The following is a 19902-nucleotide window of genomic DNA, read 5'->3' as shown; positions in this document are numbered from 1 at the left end:
GGGGCCCCGTAACCAATCGGGAAACAGCTTGCAATACACTCGTTCATCGCATCCGGTTTTCAGGGAATGACCACACTTTGGTGTGGTTTTTTTGTTTTGCACATACTTACTTTTATTTATGTAGTGACTTTTTTAAATTGGAGGGGTATAATAAATGAGAACCTCAACACAAATACATAATTGGACTGTCTTCATAAACGACGGCAGTCGGGGAACGATAGGGATATCTAATAAAGGAGAGGGATCAAATCATGAGCGTAACAAATCCAAGCAGCATTTTGAATGTCATGAGAGAGCGTCGCAGTGTGAAGAAATACGAGAAGGGGAAGCAAATTCCTGAGCAGGTTATGCAGGAAATTTTGGAGCTGGCTGCCGCCGCACCTTCTGCTTGGAATCTTCAGCATTGGAAATTTATTTTGATTCAGGATCAAGCGATGAAGGATAAAGTACTGCCGATCGCTTATAACCAGCAGCAGGTGAGTGATTCCTCCGCAGTAGTTGTTATTTTGGCGGATCTGGAAGCAAATAAAAATGCAGAGAAGATTTATTCTGAAGCGCAGGCGCAGGGCATGATCTCGGAAGAAGTTAAAAACACGCTGATCGGGCAGATCGAAGGGGCTTATGCGAATGTCCCGAACATCGGAATAATCGAAGCGTTCAAAAACTCCTCGTTAGCTGCAATGCAGCTGATTTTGGCAGCAAAAGCACATGGTATTGATTCGTGTGCGATGGGAGGATTCGACCAGCAGGGGCTGAAGGAGCTTCTCAACATCCCAGATCGTTATTCTGCTTCCATGTTGATTTCTTTAGGATATGCGGCAAAAGAAGGATATCCAAGCGGGCGTTTTTCGTTGGATGAGCTTGTCATTCGCGAATCCTTTTAACAAGAGCCATTCACATACAATTAATCGTTCGAAGAAGCCCGACCTTAGCAGTCGGGCTTTTTTCATCCGCCGAATTCTTGGAATAAAGTGTTATGGTAAACATACGGGCTATCTGGGAAGCGGAAATATAAGTCTACTCCCATTGAAGAAACCCGTACTCTGTATAAATAACGTGAACGGACCCATTTTTTTATAAGTTTGCTTGCTTTGGAGTGGCTCTTGGATTGAATAGCTTGATATAGCGAGGCGGCTGTTGCTTCTGATTTGGCGAGCTTGCGGTATAAAGGGAGAACGGCTCTGGCAATGCGAACGACAGGCTTCGTTTCATAAAAGAAACGGACCTGTCCGGGCCGTATGGATATCGCGTTAGAATAAATGCCAACCGGGTCGGGAAAAGAAAACTCTAGAAAATACCCAATTCCGTTCGTCCCGTAGCTCATATTTTGATTTCCTGCGGAAATTTGGAGAAAGAATAGATCTAGCAGGGTCAGGTTTGCACTACGCACCGCGGCTGTAAATTGTTCGGCAAACTGTGAGTTTTCAGCAAGAAGCTGGTAAAACGGGAGTGCGGCCTGACAAATTTCTTGATATGCCTGCGTGAAGGCTTGCTTTCGATTCATGGAAAGGGTCAAGATTGCTGCACCTCCTTCACAAAAATAGTAAGAAATAATGATGTTGTAGTGTATGTAGGAAAAGCGCCCGTGTGAGTGGGCAGGGTACACACCATATTTTTCCTATGGTAAACTAATTTCTAGAGAAGCGGAGGTGAGAGCATGCTAACGTTTATAAAGCTTTTTCAAAGATTAGTGAAGGTAAACAATTGGACGCTGTTCCTTTATTCGGCTGTGTTAATCATCGCAAGCTCCTTTTTGATCTATTGGCTGGAGCCAGAAAAGTATGAAAATGCTTTTAACGGCTTCTGGTGGGTCATGACAACGGTGACAACGGTAGGATACGGAGATTTTTATCCGGAAACAGTGAAGGGGAAATTCCTCGGAATATTTTTATATGTTTTTGGAATCAGCTTGATTTCCATCGTGATTAGTAAGGTAATTGATGGTCTGTTAGGCTTCCGGAAAAGAAAGGAGGAGGGGAAACTGCCTTATTACGGGAAAAAGCATTTTGTGATGATCGGGTGGAACACTCATGCGGAGTACGCGCTGCAAGAAATTATGAGCTCGGACGAATCAGCGGAGATTGTCATTATCGACCAAATCGGCAAAACGCCTGTGCAGCATGAGAGAGTTCACTACGTACAGGGAAATCCAATTCAAAAGAACGTGCTGGAGCAAGCGAATCTCCAGGAAGCGCGGGCGGTATTTATATTTGCCAACGAGGTAACGAATCACGATAATGTCATTCGGGACACTTCCTTTATTGATGGCAAAACCCTTCTAGTCGCGACAGCAATCGAACAGTATTTTTCACATATTTACACGGTAGTTGAGATTAAAGATAAAGCGAATGTGGGGAATTTTGCCCATGTTAAGGTCGATGAATTTATTATAAGTGCGGAAGCGATTTCCCACTTGGCGGTTCGTGCGGCGATGAGTCCGGGGGCGGCAAAAATTTTAGGTCAGCTGTTATCCAGCCAAAGCGGGGATGATCTGTTTGCGATTCGTACCCGGTCGGAATGGAAGACATACCGTGATGCATTCATGGCACTATTAAAAGAAGGGGCAACGCTTCTTTCAGACGGAGAACGTCTGGACATTAACCGGAGACTGGATGACACGATTCCGCAGAATGCCCGTTTGTTTGTCGTATGCAATAAGGAAACGTTGAAAAGATTATTGTAAAATCATCGTAAATTTGCACACAAAACTAGTTAAAATCATATATGATGTATATAGAACTGGAATAGATGGAAATAACAGAATAGTATACTGAGAATGTGCAGGTAAATTCATGGATACGGCCGGTGATGAGTGATGCGTGATTTTAAAGATGTCCAACGGAAGCCGCTCGACGTGGAAGACGCGATTCGTCGGTTTAACGGCAAGACTAATGTTTACGCAGCATTTTGCAGCATGTTCGTGAGAGAATACAATGCGGTGCCTTCACATTTGGAATCCTTGATTGCCGAGGAACGATGGGATTCGGTTTCACGGCTTGCCCGAACGCTGAAGCAATCTGCCGAGCATATTGGCGCGGGACGCGTGGTGGAAATCGCCGCTCGATTGGAAGCGTTAAGTACGGATCGAAACGCTGAAGCGAGAACGCTATTAGGACCGCTGCGCAATGAGCTTCAGACAGTGACAGCGTGGGTGAACCGAGGCATGGGCGGGAGCCACTGTTAACAGCAGCGGGCAAGGAAGGAAACAAAGCGGGCCCGGTCTGCCGCCAAGTTACGAAGGAAGAGGCCGCTGTTAGGCGGAGCTCTGTGTTTCCTATCGTATGGGGAGTGTTTCCCCGGATGGGACAAGACTAGGCCCGGTGATTTCCTTCGGGCTGCTGCGCTTTGCGTTAGCGATTTGCCCGGTTTCGCTCAATTTCTTCGGCAAGCTCGTTTAAATACGTCCATCGTTCGATGAGCGCATCGAGCTGAGCCTGCAGCTCCTGCTGTCGTGCCGTAACTTCTTGAAGCTTTACATAATCGCTGCCGCAGGTATCCAAATCTGCTGTTGCTTGTGCCAGGGCAGCTTCGGCTGCAGCAATGCGTTCGTCAATTTCTTCGTATTCCTTCTGTTCTTTGTATGAAAATTTAAGTTGCTTTTCCCTTGGACGTGCTTCGTTCGAGGGCGAAGCGGCTTTTTCTTTGTCCTTAGGTCCAGAGGAGCTGCTTTCCGTCCGTTCTCCGTTCGAGAGCTGCTGTTCAAGCTCCCGATATTCCGAGTAGGTGCCAAGGAAGGCTTCAATTCGTCCGTTTCCTTGGAAGGCAAGCAGGGTGTCGGCTGTCCGATCCAGGAAAAAACGGTCATGGGATACCGTAATGACGGCCCCTTCAAAGTGTTCGATGTAATCCTCGAGCACAGATAACGTGGCAATATCCAGATCATTCGTCGGCTCATCAAGGAGCAGTACATTGGGTCCGGACATAAGCAGCCTTAGCAGGTAAAGCCGTCGTTTTTCTCCCCCCGAAAGCTGATCTACCCGCGTTCCGTGCATATGAGGAGGAAATAAAAAGCGTTCTAGCATCTGAGCCGCAGAGAGTGAGCCTTCGGCCGTTTTGACAGTTTCGGCGCCTTCACGCACATATTCAATGACACGCAGCGATTCGTTCATCGCATCGTTCGTTTGACCGAAATACCCGATGCGCACGGTGGTTCCCGTTTCGACCGCGCCCTCGTCGGGTTCGGCCAGGCCGGCGATTATACGCAGCAGCGTCGACTTTCCGCTTCCGTTAGGGCCGATAATACCGATGCGGTCGTCACGCTGAATGATCCGGCTGAATCCGGTGAACAGCGTACGGCTGCCGAATTCTTTGCCTACATTTTCAAGCTCGATGACTTTTTTGCCAAGTCTTGACCCGCTCAAGGAGACGGTGAGCTCCTGCTGCTCCTGAACGATCTGCTCGCTCTGCAGCTTTTCGAAGCGGTCGATGCGCGCCTTCTGCTTCGTTGTCCGCGCTTTTGCGCCGCGTCGAATCCAAGCAAGCTCCGAACGAAACAGGTTTTGCCGCTTCCGCTCGGAGGCTTGAAGAAGCTGCATGCGCTCCGCTTTTTTCTCCAGAAATACACTGTAATTGCCCTCGTAAGCATACAAGGAGCCGCCATCGAGCTCCAAAATACGATTCGTTACGCGATCAAGAAAATATCGATCATGAGTAATCATCAGGAGCGCATTCCGGCTGCGCGCAAGCAGCTGCTCCAGCCATTCGACCGCATCCGGATCTAGATGGTTGGTCGGCTCGTCCAGAATAAGCAGATCGCATGGACGGATGAGGGCCGCCGCTAAGGCGACGCGCTTGCGCTGTCCGCCGGATAAAACGCCCATCTTCTCATCGAAGCGGTGAATGCCGAGCTTGCCTAATATTTTTTTCGCCTCGGCTTCCAGCTGCCAGCCGCCGACCTCATCCATGCGTGTGCTGGCCCTGAGTAGTGCTTGCTGCTTTCCTGGATGTGCCGGGTCAGACTCCAGCTCAAATTGCGCCATTTCGTATTCCCGTACTACAGTGAATTCGGGCGAGTCGCCGGAAAATACCTGCTCCAGTACCGTCGCATTTTCCAGAATCGGCGGTTCTTGGGGGACATATTCGAGGCGAACGCGGTCCGGAACGAGCACACTGCCTTGATCGGCAGGCTCCACTCCGGCGAGTGCCTGCAGTAGACTGGATTTGCCGGATCCATTAACACCGATGAGACCGATCCGGCTGCCTTCCTCGATATGCAGGCTTATATTTTTGAATAAGGTTTTCACCCCGTAGCTTTTGGATAATCCTTCGGCTGTTAGTACAATCATAATGGTAGTCTCCTATGAAAAGGCAGGCTGGCTCTCTAGGTCCACTTGGCTGCCCATAATTTCATTTGTTTTAAAATACCGTGCAAATCCTCGCCTTTCGGCGTTAACGAGTATTCTACCGTAACGGGTACGGTCGGATAAGCTTTACGCTCCAGCACGCCTTGCTCTTCAAGATGGCGCAGGGTGTCCGTTAACGCTTTGGGGCTGATGCCGTTCACTTTGCGCTGCAGCTCGCCAAACCGTTTGGTACCGCCGAATAATTCGCGCAGCACAAGAAACGACCATTTTCCGCCGACGACAGAAAGCGTCTTTTCGATCGAGCATTCGATATGTACCGGGTCCCGGGGGATATAACTGTTCGGCACGGCCGCAGCCTTTTCATTCGTACTCATTGGCAGCCTCCTTCTGTGAGGTAGTAACTATACTATAGGTGAGCAGCTTTAAAGATTGTAATTATGTGAAAATAAATTCACTCCTTTCCAGCATATAGTAACGGCGTTACAATAACAATAGCTTGAAAAGAAAACGCATGCAAAAAGGAGCGAGCCGGATGGAGCGAAAACGGGTTATAGTGACTGGAGGCAGCGGGAAAGCAGGAAGATGGATCATTAAGGAGTTTTTGCAGCGGGACTATGAGGTGCTCAACCTAGATACGAAGCGCCCCGCGGAGGAGCTTTGTCCGACGCTGATTATCGATTTAAACGACCTTGGACAAGTGCACAGCGCATTGGCGAATTACAATTCCCGTTCGGGGGCTCCGGTTGCAGCTGTGGTGCATTTTGCCGCGATTCCGCAGGCGTACACACATGCAAACGATGTAACGTTCCGCAACAATGTGATGACGACATATAACATACTGGAGGCCTGTGCGAATGTAAACATCCGAAATGTTGTGCTGGCGTCCAGTGAATCCTCTTATGGAATGGTGTTTGCAAAGACGTTTTTTCATCCAAAGTATGTTCCTGTGGACGAACAGCATCCACAGCTCCCCGAGGACAGCTACGGCTTGTCGAAGGTAGTGAATGAGCTAACGGGAGAAACGTTCCACCGCCGGACAGGGATGCAGGTGGTATCGTTCCGGCTCGGCAATATTTTGGAGCCGGAGGACTATGCAAGGGTAATGGAAGGATTTCAGAACCCGATCGATCGAAAAACGATTCTCTGGTCCTACATTGATGCGAGGGATGTAGCGATTGCCTGCCGTCTGGCCGTTGAAAAGGAAGGACTTGGCGCGCAGTCGATCATTCTTGCAGCTGATGACACTTCCTCGGATTTGCCGACGGAGGAGCTTATGCGCAGGTACTTGCCCGAGGTTACCGACATCCGTATGTCCCTGAAAGGCCGCCCCAGCCTGCTATGCAACGAAAAGGCGAAGCAGCTGCTGGGCTGGCGCCAGCAATATACGTGGGCAGAGATGCTGGACTGGGTTCCAGGCAAGGGATAGGACGATGTGGCGGTTATGCCGAGATAGTGATTGTGGATAAGTAGGGAGTCATTTGGTTAGAAGTAATCCAACTCTTTTAATAAACATTGGTTATCACCCCCGTACATTGGAGAAAGTATGAAATGTAGGGGGGCTTTTTATGTCGGAAAATCAGCATCAAGAGGAGCTTGATTTATTTTATCAGAAGATGGAGCTGGTAAGGGGCCAGGTAATCTATTATCGGGAACATGAGTTGTTTACTTGGCAATGGTGGTTTCTTATTGCACTGACCATTGTGCCTTGGCTGCTTTGGTTTTTGGTTAGGAGGAAAGACATCCAGGCCCGCTTGCTGTTGGGGGGACTGTTCTCCGCGCTTATCGCACTCGTGCTTGATTTGATTGGATCCCAGTTTGGAGTATGGCGGTATGGGATCAAAGCGGTTCCTTCTGTTCCTCCCTTGATTCCTTACGATCTAACCTTAATTCCAGTTACCTATATGCTTGTCCGGCAATATTGTAAATCAGATGCTGTTTTTGTGAGGGGTACCCTAGTGTTGTCCGCTGGCGCAGCTTTTGTTTTTGAGCCCATACTTGAATACATTAATGTCTACCACTCTCATTATTGGGAGCACTATTTTTCGTTCCCTATCTACTTTCTCATCTATATGTCAGCCAATAAGATTTCATCGATTTCCGGATGGAATGCATACAATCGGAGGAGCGGGTCACTCCAATAGTTTGCTAAGTAAGAAGCGGCTCGCCGGAGATCCAAACCTGCCGCGGCTCGCCATCCTCGCCGAGTAGGATGGCATCGGCTTGCTTGCCTTCTGCGAGCGATCCGCATATGCCGTCCATCCCGAGCAGCCGGGCCGGGTTTAGGCATGCCATCCGGCAGGCGTCGACCGGGGATACGCCGAGCTGACCTACGGCGAACCGATAAGCGTCGAGCAGCGTAATGGTGCTGCCGGCGAGCGCGCCGCTTTCGGTTAGCCGCGCCGTGCCGGCCTTGACGGTTACGCCGAGGCCGCCAAGCTCATAGCGGCCGTCGGGCATGCCGGCCGCTGCCATCGCGTCGGAGACGAGCAGCGTCTTGGCGGTGCCCTTGGCCTGCAGCGCGAGGCGAAGCGCCGCTTCGTGAACGTGGCGGCCGTCGGTGATCAGCTCTGCGCTAATGCGCTGATCGGTGAGTACGGCGCCGACGGCTCCCGGCTCGCGATGGTGCAGTCCGCGCATGGCGTTATACGTATGCACCGCATGCGTTAATCCGGCATCCGCGGCCGCGAGCATTTGCTCGTAGGCGGCGTCCGTATGCCCGGCGGCGGCGATAACACTATGGCTGCAAAGCAGCCGAATCAGCTCCAGGGCCCCCTCTGTCTCTGGGGCCAAGGTTACGATGCGGAGCAGCCCGGGAAACCGGGCGAGCCACTCGCGAAGCCAATCCGGCCGGGGCGGAACGATGTGGGCCGGATTTTGCGCCCCCGGGTGCTTGGGGCTAATAAACGGCCCTTCCAGATGAATGCCCAATAACCGGGCGCCGCCCATAGGCTTGTACCGGCTTGCTGTATGCAGCACTGCTTCCAATCTTGCTTTTGGAGCCGTGATCGTTGTGGCGAGCATGGCCGTAGTGCCCCGGCATGCGTGAAAACGCATAATGGCACGGAATGCTGCCGGTGTCGCATCCATAAAATCGGCGCCTGCCCCGCCATGTACATGCACGTCGACAAAGCCGGGAAGCAGCCAGCGCCCTTCGCCGTCAATGGATAATTCGAAATGGAGGGGGAGGGTGGGCAGCTTGGGCCCGGCGTATACAATGATGCCATCCTCGACCCGAAGCTCTCCATTGTCGATGACGGCCTCCTCCTTCACCAGCTTGACGTTATAAATTCGAAAGGTATTCGCGGTTGTCCCCATGTTGATGCTGTGCCTCCTCTATAAATTTCCGTTTACTCAATAACTTCGCTTCATTCATTTTAGCTTAACGTGGGTTTGGATTACATCTGTGTTTTGAGACACAACGTAACGTAAAACAAAAACACCCCAAGCTTGTTATGAACAGCGCTCAAGCTGCCGTAATCAACGCGGGGTGCTTTTATATGAATTCGGTGTCTAGTAGATTTGGGATCGTACGTTATGCGAAAATTTTCGTTTTTACCGGCATGTAATGGACGCTCTTCACAAAACGAATCGTCCTTGTGGACGCGCGCATAACCATAGAATGAGTGGATGCGCGGTCGCCGCTCGTAAAGTTAACGCCTTCGAGCAGGCTGCCATGCGTAATTCCCGTCGCAGCGAAGATTACATCTCCGGTACCGACCAGGTCCTGCATGGTGAGTATTTTGGTCGGGTCGGCGATGCCCATCTCTACACAGCGCTGACGCTCGCGCTCGCTGTCCTCGCTGAACATGAGCCGGCCCTGCAGCTCGCCGCCCATGCAGGCAAGCGCCGCCGCGGCCAATACGCCCTCCGGCGCGCCGCCTGATCCGACGTAAAGATCAACGCCGGATTCCTCGAATGCCGGAGCCATCGCTCCAGCTACATCGCCAGCAGGCAGCAGCTTCAGCTTTACGCCGAGCTTGCGCAGCCGTTCCGTAAGCTCAGTGTGGCGATCGCGCTCCAGCAGTGAAACGGTCATGCGGCTGATCGGCTTGCGAAGCACCTCAGATGCGATCCGCACCGTGATTTCAATCGGATCCTCCAAGCGTACCTTCCCTGCTAAAGCGGGTCCTACAGCAAGCTTCTCCATATACATATCCGGCGCATGCAGAAATTGTCCGCGGTCGGCGATCGCAATGACGGCCAGTGCGCTGTCCAAGCCTTTGGCAACCAGCTCGGTGCCCTCCACCGGATCGACAGCCACGTCGACGGCCGGTCCGCGTTTTGCCCCAACCTGTTCGCCGATATAGAGCATCGGCGCCTCGTCCATTTCCCCTTCTCCGATGACGACGGTGCCATCCATCGGGACGGTGTCAAGCATTGCTCTCATGGCGCCGGTCGCCGCATCGTCGGCTTCCATTTTTAAACCTCTGCCAACCCATTCCGCACTAGCCAGTGCAGCTGCTTCCGTGACACGAACCAGTTCAAGCGTTAAGCCTCTCTCCATACCGTTCGACTCCTTCCCGTTTCCGGTTTTTCTTTTTTGGTTTCTCCGTATTCCTAACACCGTGTTCGATGATATATACGACAGAGATACACGTGAAACCTTTTATATAGTACATCATTAATCGGATTATAAATTATATAGTACGTCACATTCAAGGGGGTGATTGTGTCTTTTCCAGGTTTTATATTATAATTTTTTATTAATACGTTCTATTTTTGCGTTTGAGCATTGAAGGCAGTGAGAAGTAAATCTACTATTACGTCTAGTAAAGGGGGCGGTTCGGATCGAACTGACCGAGCGTCAACTCAACATCATTGAATTAGTAAGAAGCCATGCTCCCATTACCGCTGAGCAAATTGCCGAGCAGCTCGGATTAAGCCGTCCGACGATCCGGTCGGATTTGGCTTTACTTGTGATGCTAGGATATTTGGATGCGAAGCCGAAGGTCGGATATTTTATAGGCGAACCGGTTCGCCAGGACGATTCGGCAGCGAAGCTCGAAAAGCTATTGGTTAAAGATGTATTATCACTGCCGGTTGTCGTGCGCACCAGCTCTTCGGTTCAGGATGCCGTCATTGCATTATTTACGGAGAATGTAGGCAGCTTGTTCGTATGCGATGAGCAGGGGCAGCTGGCCGGAGTCATTTCCCGTAAAGATTTACTCAAAGTTACGCTAGGCAACGCTGCGGCCGCTTTAATGCCGGTCAGCCTTGTAATGACAAGACACTTACATATTGTCAGTACGTCGCCGGATGAGTCGGTGCTGGAGGCAGCCCGTAAAATGATCCGTTATCAAGTGGACAGTCTGCCTGTACTGCAGCCTAATGAATCGGGAGAAGGCGAGCTTGTCGGCAGAATCTCCAAGACCACGATGACGAATGTACTGCTTGAGCTCGGGGGAAAGGGGAGAGTGTCACCGTGATGAAGGAGAAGAAGCTCATCGTCATATGCTCGGATGCACTGGGGAAAACGGCGGAGAGTGTTGCAAAAGCCGCCCTCCATCAGTTTGACGGGTTGGATGTGGATATGAAGCGATACAGCCGAGTCAGCAGCGAGGCGGAAATTCGTCAGCTTGCTGAAGAAGCGGCGGCAGGCGGCGGTTTTATCGCTTATACGCTGGTGCAGCCCGAATTGCGCCAGGCGATGGCGGAAGAGGCGGAGCGTCTTGGCATTCATGCGGTTGATGTCATCGGGCCGATGATGGAGGCGGTGGTTTCCGCATTTCACGATGAGCCCCGCCGCAAGCCCGGACGAGTGCCTCGGCTTGACGAAGAATATTTTCGCAGGGTAGAGGCGATTGAGTTTGCGGTCAAATGCGACGACGGTAAAGATCCGGGCTCGATTGTGAACGCGGAGATAATTCTTATCGGGGTGTCGCGCACATCGAAGACACCGCTAAGTGTCTTTTTGGCTCACCAAGGTTATAAAGTGGCCAATATACCGATTGTGCCGGAGGTGAAGCCGCCGAAGGAGTTGTTTATGGTACCGCAGCACCGGATTTTCGGGCTCACGATGGAGCCGGAGCATATGGCGTCGATTCGCGCCGAGCGCTTGAAAGCGGTCGGGCTGCCGGAGAGCGCGAAATATGCTTCGCTTCCGCGTATTGAGGAGGAGCTGGCTTATGCCGGACAGCTGATGAATCAGCTCGGCTGCTCTGTGCTGAATGTAACGAATCAAGCGATTGAAGAGTCTGCCGCCAAAATCGTAACGGCGCTGCAGAGCTCGCTGTTTCCTTCCTGAGCTCGAATGTGGAGGATTATGGGCGAAACAAAACACAATAGTGAGCCGATGCACGAATTTGGTTACGCATGGTGAGCTTCGGCAAGGTGACCGCTATGTAACAGTTTTCGTTGGAACGCGGAGCGTGCTTGTCGATTTATCGTTTTACACGGCATGAAACCGCAAGAAAACCCGTCGTTTCATCCAAAATGAGAGTACAAACTGTCCTATTACAGGGGCAGTTTTTTTGTTGTGTTTTAGACATTTCGGTGTGGATACGGGAGGATATGGCAGGATTTAGGAGCATAGGTCCAGTGAGCGGAGGTCACTCCGGCTGAGCGGGTCTTACCCAAGATTATCGGAGGATATGAGGGGTGAGTTTTTGTTTGAATCATGGTACGATTTTGTTTGTATAAAGAAACGTTATAAATCAGGTCACGACAAACCCATACATATTGAGCATGGGTGAAACTTTAAGTTATTAACCTTTTTTATAATTGGGCAATTAGTGATGAAAGTGAACCTCGAATGAGGTTTGCCTATACACCATTCTGCATGATAAGGGAGAGGAGTAATACAGTGAAAAAAGCATGGGGTCTTATGGCAACTGTTCTGTTACTTGGCGGTGTAATCGGCTGTGGAGCAAAGGAAACAGCAGCACCTGCAAGCGGCGGTGAGCCTGCAAAAGCAGCATCCGGCGGTTCGGCAGCAGCAGAAGAGAATAAAGGCGCTGCAGCAACAAGCATCGAATCGGAAACGCTGAAGAAAGCGATTGAGCAGGGCTACATCAAGGTAGGCTTTGCGAACGAGAAGCCATACGCGTACAAGGATAAGGATGGAAAGCTGACAGGGGAAGCGGTTGAAATTGCCCGCAACATTCTGACCAAGCTCGGAGTGAAGGAAATGCGCGGCGAACTGACGGAATTCGGTTCCTTGATCGGAGGCCTGAAGGCAAAGCGCTTCGACATGATCACAGCGGGCATGTACATTAATCCGGAGCGGGCGAAGGAAGTCGTTTTCGCCGATCCGGAATACAGCATCGGGGAAGGTCTTGCAGTGAAGAAGGGCAACCCGAAGAAGCTGCACAGCTATGAGGACATCAAGAAGGACAGCAGTGTAAAAATCGCTGTGATGGCGGGAGCCGCTGAAGAAGGCTATTTGAAGAAGAACGGGGTCAAAGAAGACCAAATTTCCATCGTGCCTGATCAGCCGTCGGCAATTGCTGCACTGCAGTCCGGTCGTGTCGATGCAATTACGATGACAGGCCCTTCGCTTCAGGCAATGCTTGAATCGGCACAGGACGACAACATCGAGCGTGTGATGGACTTCAAGCAGCCGGTGATTGACGGTAAAAGTGTAAGAGGCTACGGCGCGACAGCGTTCCGCAAGGAAGATCAGGCTTTCCGCGATGCGTTCACGGAAGAGCTGAACAAGATGAAAAAATCCGGTGAACTGTTAAAGATTATTCAGCCGTTCGGTTTCACAGAGCAGGAGCTGCCAGGTGATATGACCGCTGAAGAGCTCAGCAAGCCGGCACAGTAACGGCCGAGCATCCGGCCCTTGCACCGACCTGCCGAAGGACGCCAAGGGCCGGTTTTATTTCAAACAGTGAGCCTCAGGAAGGGAGACGTTCCATGAGCTTCATGGATTTACTTCCGCCTCTGCTGCACGGGGCGGGAATCACGATTCAACTGACAGTATATTCGGCGGCGCTTGCTTTTGTGGTCGCCGTAGCGGCGGGAATCGGGCGTTTATCCAAGTATAAGCTGGTGCGGATCCCCATCATCGCGTATATCGAATTTTTTCGGGGAACCTCGCTGCTCGTGCAATTGTTCTGGATATTCTTCGTACTGCCTTTATTCGGAATTACCTTATCCAAAATGATGGCGGGTGTGCTGGCGCTTGGATTAAACTACGGCGCTTATGGCGCGGAGGTCGTTCGCGGCGCGATTCAAAGCGTGCCGAAGGGGCAAACGGAAGCGGGGATCGCGCTCAACATGACACCGTGGCAGCGGATGAGAAGAATTATTTTTCCGCAGGCCTTCGTCATGATGATTCCGCCGTTTGGAAATTTAATTATTGAGCTGCTGAAAGGCACGGCGCTCGTTTCTTTGATCGGGCTTTACGATATGACGTATGAAGCGCTTCTCCTTCGCACCGAAGCGATTTACATGACGCCAATTATTTTAGGAATGCTGCTAGTTCTTTACTTTGTGATTGCTTTTGTGATCAATACCGGGATGCGGTGGCTGGAACGCAAAGCGGCAGTAGGGAGGTCGTAACAGATGTGGGATAACACATTTGCCTTAGACATATTGCCGAAGCTGCTTGATGCGTTAAAAATCACGATCATGGCGACGGTTTGCGGCTTTGCGCTGGCGATGGTCATCGGGCTCGTATTTGCCCTGCTGCGCAGATCTTCGTCCAAAATCGTTTCATGGGCCGCTTTTGGCGTGATTGAGTTTATCCGCAATACCCCTTTGCTCGTTCAGGTATTCTTCTTATTTTATGTTCTGCCTTTGTATGGGGTTCGGATTTCCCCGTTCGCGACAGGGATGATCGCCCTAGGTCTTCACTATGGCACCTATTTGTCCGAGGTTTACCGCTCCGGGATCGATTCGATACCGAAGGGACAGTGGGAGGCCGCAACCGCGCTGAACTTCAGCCGAGTGCAAACCTGGACGAAAATTATACTTCCGCAAGCGCTGCCGCCTATGGTGCCTGTATTCGGAAACTATTTTATCGTCATGTTCAAAGAAACGCCGATTTTATCGGCAATTGCTCTGGTCGAGGTGCTGCAAACCGCAAAAATCATCACCTCGCAAACCTTCCGCGCCGTGGAGCCGTATACGCTGGTCGGCCTGCTGTTCCTGATTCTCAGCACCTTGTCGGCTGTCTTGATACGCCGGCTTGAACTGAAGCTGAACAGACGGTAAGGGATAAAAACGAAAGGACGTGGCAACGTTGGAAGCAGTTCAGCCGATCGTAAGATACCGTAAGCTGAGCAAACGTTTTGGAGACGTCAAGGTTCTCAATGAGATTGATTTGGATATCGCTCCTGGGGAAAAGGTGGCCGTCATCGGCCCAAGCGGCTCCGGCAAAACGACGCTGGCCCGCATCCTCATGACTTTGGAGGAACCGACCTCGGGCACGATTGAGGTGGACGGCGAGCACCTGTGGCATAAGCAGGTAGGCAGCAAGCTGGTGCGCGCCGATGAAAAGCATCTTCACCAGATGCGCAAAAATATCGGCATGGTGTTTCAGCATTTTAACTTATTCCCTCATATGAGTATTCTCCGCAATGTAACGGAGGCGCCGATTCACGTGCTGAAGGTGCCGAAGGAAGAAGCGGAGGAGCGCGCGCGTCAAATGCTCGCGAAGGTCGGACTTGAAGATAAGGTCGATGCCTATCCTTCACAGCTGTCCGGCGGGCAGAAGCAGCGTGTGGCCATTGCCCGGGCGCTCGTTATGCGGCCGAAGGTAATGCTGTTTGACGAGGTTACGTCGGCGCTTGACCCGGAGCTTGTCGGTGAGGTACTTGGCGTCATTCGGGAAATTGCCGAAGAAGGTGAGATGGCGATGCTGCTTATCACGCATGAGATGGATTTCGCCCGCGATGTGGCTGACCGGATCGTCTTTACGGACGGCGGCGTCATTGTGGAGCAGGGGCCTCCGGAGCAAATCTTCAACAATCCGGAAAGCCCGCGCCTGCAGTCATTCTTAACGAGGTTTCGCAGCGGCGCTTGATTCTAGGAAAGGAGGAGCAAACAGCATGCCTAACTCGGCGGTATACACGTTCCGCAAGCCTTCGGCTTCGGACGGACAACGCGTTTGGCGCTTTCTTAACGAAGCGGGTGGTCTGGATGTAAACACACCGTATAGTTACATCATGTTTTGCGATTATTTTGCGGAAACATGTGTCGTTGCGGAAGCGGCAGACGGCGCGATAGCCGGTTTTATGTCCGCTTTCCAGACGCCAAGCAAGGCGAACACGTTTTTTATTTGGCAGGTTGCCGTGAGCAAGCAGCATAGAGGGCAGGGCCTGGCCAAAAAAATGCTGCATGACCTGCTCGCGCGTTCAACCAGCAAGGATCCGATGTTTGTTGAAGCGACCGTTTCACCCGATAATGTCGCTTCCCAATCGTTATTTTTCGGCCTTGCCCGCGACCGCAACACCGTTTGCGACGTTGGCGGCGGCTACAAGCCGGAATTGTTTCCGGATGCGCATGAAGAAGAGCTGCATTTTCGCGTAGGACCTTTCTTTATCTCTTGATGGATTGATGATTTGCCAAGTTTCCTAACTGCCAAAAAAAATTGACAGGAGGACATCTTTGATGCCTGTTTTAGAACATACAACGAATCCTTTGTTTACTTTTGAAAAGCTGGAGTCGGAGGTTCGCAGTTATGTAAGGAGCTTCCCGACGGTGTTCACGAAAGGAAAGGGCTACAAGCTATGGGATGCTGAAGGCCGTGAATATATAGATTTTTTCGCCGGAGCTGGCGCTTTAAACTATGGACACAATGACCCGAAGATGAAGCAAAAGCTTATTGATTACCTTATGGCGGACGGGGTGGCGCACAGTCTTGATATGGCGACTTCGGCCAAAGAAGCCTTTTTGAACCGTTTTAATGATGTCATTCTCAAGCCTCGCGGACTGACCTATAAAGTCATGTTCCCGGGACCGACTGGCACAAATTCCGTGGAAAGCGCACTGAAGCTGGCGCGTAAAGCGACGGGCCGTGAAAAGATCGTATGCTTCACCAACGGCTTCCACGGCATGACACTTGGCGCGCTTGCCGTAACTGGAAATAAAGCAAAGCGTGACGGAGCGGGCGTGCCGCTGCATCACAGCGTGGTTATGCCGTTTGACGGCTATCTTGGCGAGGATGTTAATACCGTTGAGGTATTTGAAAAAATGCTCGAAGACAGCGGCAGCGGTATCGATCTCCCGGCGGCAGTTATCGTAGAAACGCTGCAGGGCGAGGGCGGCTTGAACGCATCGCGCATGGAATGGCTGAAGGATCTGTCCGACATGTGCAAGCGTAAAGACATCTTGATGATCATCGACGACATTCAGGCGGGCTGCGGCCGGACTGGTACGTTCTTCTCCTTCGAGGAAGCGGGCATTCAGCCGGACATCATCTGCTTGTCGAAGTCGATTGGCGGCTTCGGACTTCCGCTGGCAATTACACTCTTTAAACCGGAGCTTGACCTGTGGAATCCGGGTGAGCACAACGGCACGTTCCGCGGCAATAACCTCGCGTTTGTTGCGGCAGCGGAAGCGCTCAGCTATTGGGAAACCGATGGCCTGGAGAAAGAAGTGAAGCGTAAATCGGGGCTTATCCGCGCTTTCTTGGAAAAGGTGGCAGCCGAATATCCGGCGCTTGAGGCAAAAGTAAAGGGACGCGGCTTTATGCAGGGCATTGCGACGAGTCCGGAAGGATTATCCGAGCGGATCTGCGCGCAGGCGTTCGCGAGAGGCCTTATTATGGAGACCTCCGGCCCAAGCAGCGAGGTTATGAAAATTATGCCGCCGCTTACGATTGACGATGCAGGCCTTGAAAAGGGCTTTGCCATCATAGAACAAAGCATTAAAGCAGCGTTAGAGGAGGAAACAGGAAAATGATCGTAAAACAGCTGAGCGATATCGTGGGCACTGACCGCGACGTACAAGAAAAAACTTGGTACAGCCGCAGGCTGCTGCTGAAAAAAGAAGGCATGGGCTTCTCCATGCACGACACCGTCCTGCGTGCAGGCACAGTGACGAACATGTGGTATAAAAACCACGTAGAAGCCGTCTACTGTATTGAAGGCGAAGGAGAGCTCGAGGATTTCGATAACGGGAAAACGTACCCGATCCGTCCCGGCACTCTGTATGCCCTTAACGGGCACGAAAAGCACTGTGTGCGTGCGACCACCGATCTTCGCGTCGTTTGTGTCTTTAATCCTCCCGTCACCGGACGGGAGACGCATGACGAAGACGGAGCATATCCGCTGCTTGAGGACTAACATCGCTTAAAGACAAACATCACGAGCAGGCAGCTATGAATCCCGCTTATTCCCACTAATTCTATATAGGAGTGATAGTTATGAGCGAGGCATTGCAAATGCAGCCCAAACCACAAGGAGACGTATATCCGTCCAGAACGGGTGGAGAGACGACGATTATGAAGCGTCAGGATCCTGTCGTTTACGGAACCGTTGACAGTGGTCCGCTCTCGAAAGAACAGCTAGAGTTTTACGACAAGAATGGCTACCTGGTGCTGGACCGCTTCTTCTCGGCGGATGAGGTTGAGGCCTACCGCAATGAGCTGAAACGCCTTTGGATTGAAGGCCGCACGAAGGAAGCGCGCGAAATTATCCGCGAGCCGGAAAGCCGGGAGGTACGCTCCATTTTTGCGGTGCATCGCGATAACGAGGTGTTTAAGCGGCTTTCCGAGGACACGAGACTTGTCTCGATCATGCAGCAAATTCTTGCCAGCGATGTGTACATTCATCAATCACGCATCAATTACAAGCCGGGCTTCAGCGGCAAGGAGTTTTACTGGCATTCGGATTTCGAGACATGGCATGTGGAAGACGGTATGCCGCGCATGCGGGCGCTGAGCTGCTCGATTGCGCTGGAGGACAATTATGTACATAACGGTCCTCTCATGGTAATTCCGGGCTCCCAAAAGCATTATATCTCTTGCCCTGGCGAAACTCCGGACGATAACTTCCTAAACTCGCTGCGCAAGCAGGAGATCGGTGTGCCGGATCATGACAGCTTAGAATTCCTTGCGAGTGAAGGCGGCATTGAGTCGTTGACCGGTCCGGCGGGCTCGATTATTTTGTTCGACTGCAACACCATGCACGGCTCCAACGGCAACATTACGCCGTTCCCGCGCAGCAACATTTTCTACGTATACAATTCGGTGGAAAATAAGCTGCAGGCGCCTTATTCCGGCTTGAAGCCGAGACCTGATTATATCGCGACGCGCGATTAAGAGGGTTTAATGTGGACGCTTGTCTTCACGATCATCGGAATCAACGTCGCTTATGTTTCGATTTTTACGCTCAGGATGATCTTTGTCATTAAAGGCAAGAAGCTGCTGGCATCGGGGCTTTCCATGGTTGAGGTTTTCATTTACCTCATGGGTCTGACGATCGTCCTGGACAATTTGGATAACCCGATCAATGTGGCAGCGTATTGCTTGGGCTTTGGCATCGGTGTTCTGTTAGGCGGAAAGGTCGAGGAATGGCTTGCGCTCGGCTATGCGACGGTGCAGGTTATCATTGACGAGTTTCAAGCCGACCTGCCTGTAAAGCTTCGGGAGCTGGGCTATGGGGTGACGTCGTGGTTAGCGGACGGAAAAGACGGGCGAAGATTGGTTATGCAGGTGCTTGTGAAGCGTTCCAATGAGGCGCAGCTATACCGTCATTTGGAGCTGCTTGCACCGAAAGCGTTTGTCATTTCGTATGAGCCGAAGAGCTTTAAAGGCGGCTTCTGGGTGAAACGGATCCGGTAGGGCCGGTACATTTGTGGCGTCATTCTGTTCCTATATGATAACTTCAACAATTCAACAACGAAAGAAGGCAGCGGATGCTCCGTATGCCTTCTTTCGTTTTGTCGGGTAAACGCGTGATTTAGGTTGGCTTCTATGCCTTACAGAGGATTTGTGCGAATATCGTTCCCCCGATGTATGCTGGAATGGACTGCGGATATATGGAAGCCCCTCGTAAGCAGCCATACCGCAAGGATCATCTCGTTCGCTGCGATCGGAAGCGCCAAGATGCCGCCCCAAAACGAAACTTGTTGAATAACACCGAACATGACGAATAAGGCACAAACAAAAACAAGCACTGACCCTGTCATACCCAACACCGGAATAAACCTGGGTACGAGCCTGGATTTATAAAATATATAGCTGTACATCATCGTATTGATGCCCAGCATGAAAAGCGGGCCGAGCATAAATGTCCATTCATGGATTGCTTTTAAAACCGTGCCTGAGGCTTGAAAAGAGGAGAGGTCGGGCATGGCCGTTGCAGCGTATTCTCGGCTCAAGGTGACTAAGGACAATACACTGATTACACCCACAGTGATAATGATGGCTTCCAGGAACCTGAAGCAAACATGCCATAGAGCTATGGTTTCGTTATATTTTCTTAATATAGGAAACATTGTGGTGGCCGTACCGATCGCAGAGACGACAAGGATTAGCTCCATAAGAGCTCCCAGTATTAACTTGTTGGCTTGCTCGGAACCTTTTATCAAATAATCGGGACTGTTTAGGATCGGATCGTAAAAAACAAAGCTGCCTATCACCGCCGTAACGGCAGCCAGTATAAACAAGACCCCCACAATTTTTGCAGCTGCTTTAGCAGACATTCTT

General features: G+C 51.3%; 22 protein-coding genes. 16 read left to right on the top strand and 6 right to left on the bottom strand.

Features of this window, described 5'->3' with window-relative positions:
* Positions 1–251: 251 nt before the first annotated feature.
* Positions 252–884, top strand: a complete 633-nt coding sequence (locus tag GQS10_RS01665; RefSeq protein WP_166238311.1) for a nitroreductase family protein — start codon at positions 252–254, stop codon at positions 882–884.
* A gap of 62 nt (positions 885–946) precedes the next feature.
* Here the strand turns inward: GQS10_RS01665 and GQS10_RS01660 are convergent, their stop codons facing one another.
* A complete protein-coding gene (locus GQS10_RS01660) occupies positions 947–1504 on the bottom strand; it encodes a hypothetical protein (RefSeq protein WP_166238309.1) in 558 nt (185 codons plus the stop codon).
* A gap of 153 nt (positions 1505–1657) precedes the next feature.
* Between GQS10_RS01660 and GQS10_RS01655 the strand changes: the two genes are divergently transcribed.
* Both GQS10_RS01655 and GQS10_RS01650 read left to right on the top strand, forming a co-directional pair.
* Complete coding sequence (locus GQS10_RS01655; protein WP_166238307.1) at positions 1658–2683, top strand: potassium channel family protein; 1026 nt, start codon at positions 1658–1660, stop codon at positions 2681–2683.
* Between the two features lie 132 nt (positions 2684–2815).
* Positions 2816–3184, top strand: a complete 369-nt coding sequence (locus tag GQS10_RS01650; protein WP_166238305.1) for an Hpt domain-containing protein — start codon at positions 2816–2818, stop codon at positions 3182–3184.
* Positions 3185–3350: 166 nt separating this feature from the next.
* Here the strand turns inward: GQS10_RS01650 and GQS10_RS01645 are convergent, their stop codons facing one another.
* The gene (locus GQS10_RS01645; RefSeq protein WP_166238303.1) at positions 3351–5285 is read right to left on the bottom strand and encodes an ABC-F family ATP-binding cassette domain-containing protein; all 1935 of its coding nucleotides are present in this window, start codon (positions 5283–5285) and stop codon (positions 3351–3353) included.
* A gap of 35 nt (positions 5286–5320) precedes the next feature.
* The gene (locus tag GQS10_RS01640) at positions 5321–5677 is read right to left on the bottom strand and encodes a winged helix-turn-helix transcriptional regulator (protein ID WP_166238301.1); all 357 of its coding nucleotides are present in this window, start codon (positions 5675–5677) and stop codon (positions 5321–5323) included.
* 158 nt (positions 5678–5835) lie between these two features.
* Between GQS10_RS01640 and GQS10_RS01635 the strand changes: the two genes are divergently transcribed.
* Both GQS10_RS01635 and GQS10_RS01630 read left to right on the top strand, forming a co-directional pair.
* Positions 5836–6729 (top strand): NAD-dependent epimerase/dehydratase family protein, encoded by an 894-nt coding sequence (locus tag GQS10_RS01635; protein ID WP_166238299.1) that lies wholly within the window; start codon positions 5836–5838, stop codon positions 6727–6729.
* A 139-nt stretch (positions 6730–6868) separates the two neighbouring features.
* Positions 6869–7444: a CBO0543 family protein gene (locus tag GQS10_RS01630; RefSeq protein ID WP_166238297.1), complete on the top strand. Its 576-nt coding sequence runs from the start codon at positions 6869–6871 to the stop codon at positions 7442–7444.
* Between the two features lie 4 nt (positions 7445–7448).
* Here the strand turns inward: GQS10_RS01630 and nagA are convergent, their stop codons facing one another.
* Together nagA and glpX are read right to left on the bottom strand one after the other, a co-directional pair.
* Positions 7449–8618, bottom strand: coding sequence for an N-acetylglucosamine-6-phosphate deacetylase (gene nagA / locus GQS10_RS01625; RefSeq protein ID WP_166238295.1), 1170 nt, complete (start codon positions 8616–8618; stop codon positions 7449–7451).
* A 217-nt stretch (positions 8619–8835) separates the two neighbouring features.
* Positions 8836–9807, bottom strand: coding sequence for a class II fructose-bisphosphatase (gene glpX / locus GQS10_RS01620; RefSeq protein ID WP_166238293.1), 972 nt, complete (start codon positions 9805–9807; stop codon positions 8836–8838).
* Between the two features lie 283 nt (positions 9808–10090).
* Here glpX and GQS10_RS01615 point away from each other — a divergent pair, with 283 nt between their 5' ends.
* The 11 genes from GQS10_RS01615 to GQS10_RS01565 all read left to right on the top strand — a co-directional run bounded on the left by GQS10_RS01615 (position 10091) and on the right by GQS10_RS01565 (position 19035).
* Entirely contained in the window at positions 10091–10729 is a 639-nt protein-coding gene (locus GQS10_RS01615; protein ID WP_341804988.1) for a CBS domain-containing protein, read from the top strand.
* On the top strand, positions 10729–11547 hold the full coding sequence (locus tag GQS10_RS01610; protein WP_166238361.1) for a pyruvate, water dikinase regulatory protein: 819 nt from the start codon (positions 10729–10731) through the stop codon (positions 11545–11547). The genes GQS10_RS01615 and GQS10_RS01610 overlap by 1 nt, the downstream gene beginning before the upstream one ends.
* Positions 11548–12105: 558 nt before the next feature.
* Positions 12106–13068, top strand: a complete 963-nt coding sequence (ehuB, locus tag GQS10_RS01605) for an ectoine/hydroxyectoine ABC transporter substrate-binding protein EhuB (protein WP_341804985.1) — start codon at positions 12106–12108, stop codon at positions 13066–13068.
* Positions 13069–13160: 92 nt separating this feature from the next.
* Positions 13161–13808, top strand: coding sequence for an ectoine/hydroxyectoine ABC transporter permease subunit EhuC (ehuC, locus tag GQS10_RS01600; RefSeq protein ID WP_166238291.1), 648 nt, complete (start codon positions 13161–13163; stop codon positions 13806–13808).
* Positions 13809–13811: 3 nt separating this feature from the next.
* Positions 13812–14462, top strand: coding sequence for an ectoine/hydroxyectoine ABC transporter permease subunit EhuD (ehuD, locus tag GQS10_RS01595; RefSeq protein WP_166238289.1), 651 nt, complete (start codon positions 13812–13814; stop codon positions 14460–14462).
* A gap of 28 nt (positions 14463–14490) precedes the next feature.
* On the top strand, positions 14491–15273 hold the full coding sequence (gene ehuA, locus GQS10_RS01590) for an ectoine/hydroxyectoine ABC transporter ATP-binding protein EhuA (protein WP_207952074.1): 783 nt from the start codon (positions 14491–14493) through the stop codon (positions 15271–15273).
* Positions 15274–15298: 25 nt separating this feature from the next.
* Positions 15299–15799, top strand: coding sequence for a diaminobutyrate acetyltransferase (gene ectA, locus GQS10_RS01585; protein ID WP_166238287.1), 501 nt, complete (start codon positions 15299–15301; stop codon positions 15797–15799).
* A 61-nt stretch (positions 15800–15860) separates the two neighbouring features.
* Entirely contained in the window at positions 15861–17153 is a 1293-nt protein-coding gene (gene ectB, locus GQS10_RS01580; RefSeq protein ID WP_166238285.1) for a diaminobutyrate--2-oxoglutarate transaminase, read from the top strand.
* Entirely contained in the window at positions 17150–17536 is a 387-nt protein-coding gene (locus GQS10_RS01575; protein WP_166238283.1) for an ectoine synthase, read from the top strand. Before ectB ends, GQS10_RS01575 begins: the two co-directional genes overlap by 4 nt.
* A gap of 80 nt (positions 17537–17616) precedes the next feature.
* Entirely contained in the window at positions 17617–18513 is an 897-nt protein-coding gene (gene thpD / locus GQS10_RS01570) for an ectoine hydroxylase (RefSeq protein WP_166238281.1), read from the top strand.
* 9 nt (positions 18514–18522) lie between these two features.
* The gene (locus GQS10_RS01565; protein ID WP_166238280.1) at positions 18523–19035 is read left to right on the top strand and encodes a DUF2179 domain-containing protein; all 513 of its coding nucleotides are present in this window, start codon (positions 18523–18525) and stop codon (positions 19033–19035) included.
* 137 nt (positions 19036–19172) lie between these two features.
* Here GQS10_RS01565 and GQS10_RS01560 read toward each other — a convergent pair whose 3' ends face one another.
* Entirely contained in the window at positions 19173–19898 is a 726-nt protein-coding gene (locus GQS10_RS01560; protein WP_166238278.1) for a DUF4386 domain-containing protein, read from the bottom strand.
* Between the last annotated feature and the right edge of the window lie 4 nt (positions 19899–19902).

Source organism: Paenibacillus turpanensis, assembly GCF_011421635.1.
GTDB lineage: Bacteria > Bacillota > Bacilli > Paenibacillales > YIM-B00363 > Paenibacillus_AK > Paenibacillus_AK turpanensis.
This window is presented reverse-complemented; position numbering and strand designations above follow the sequence as displayed.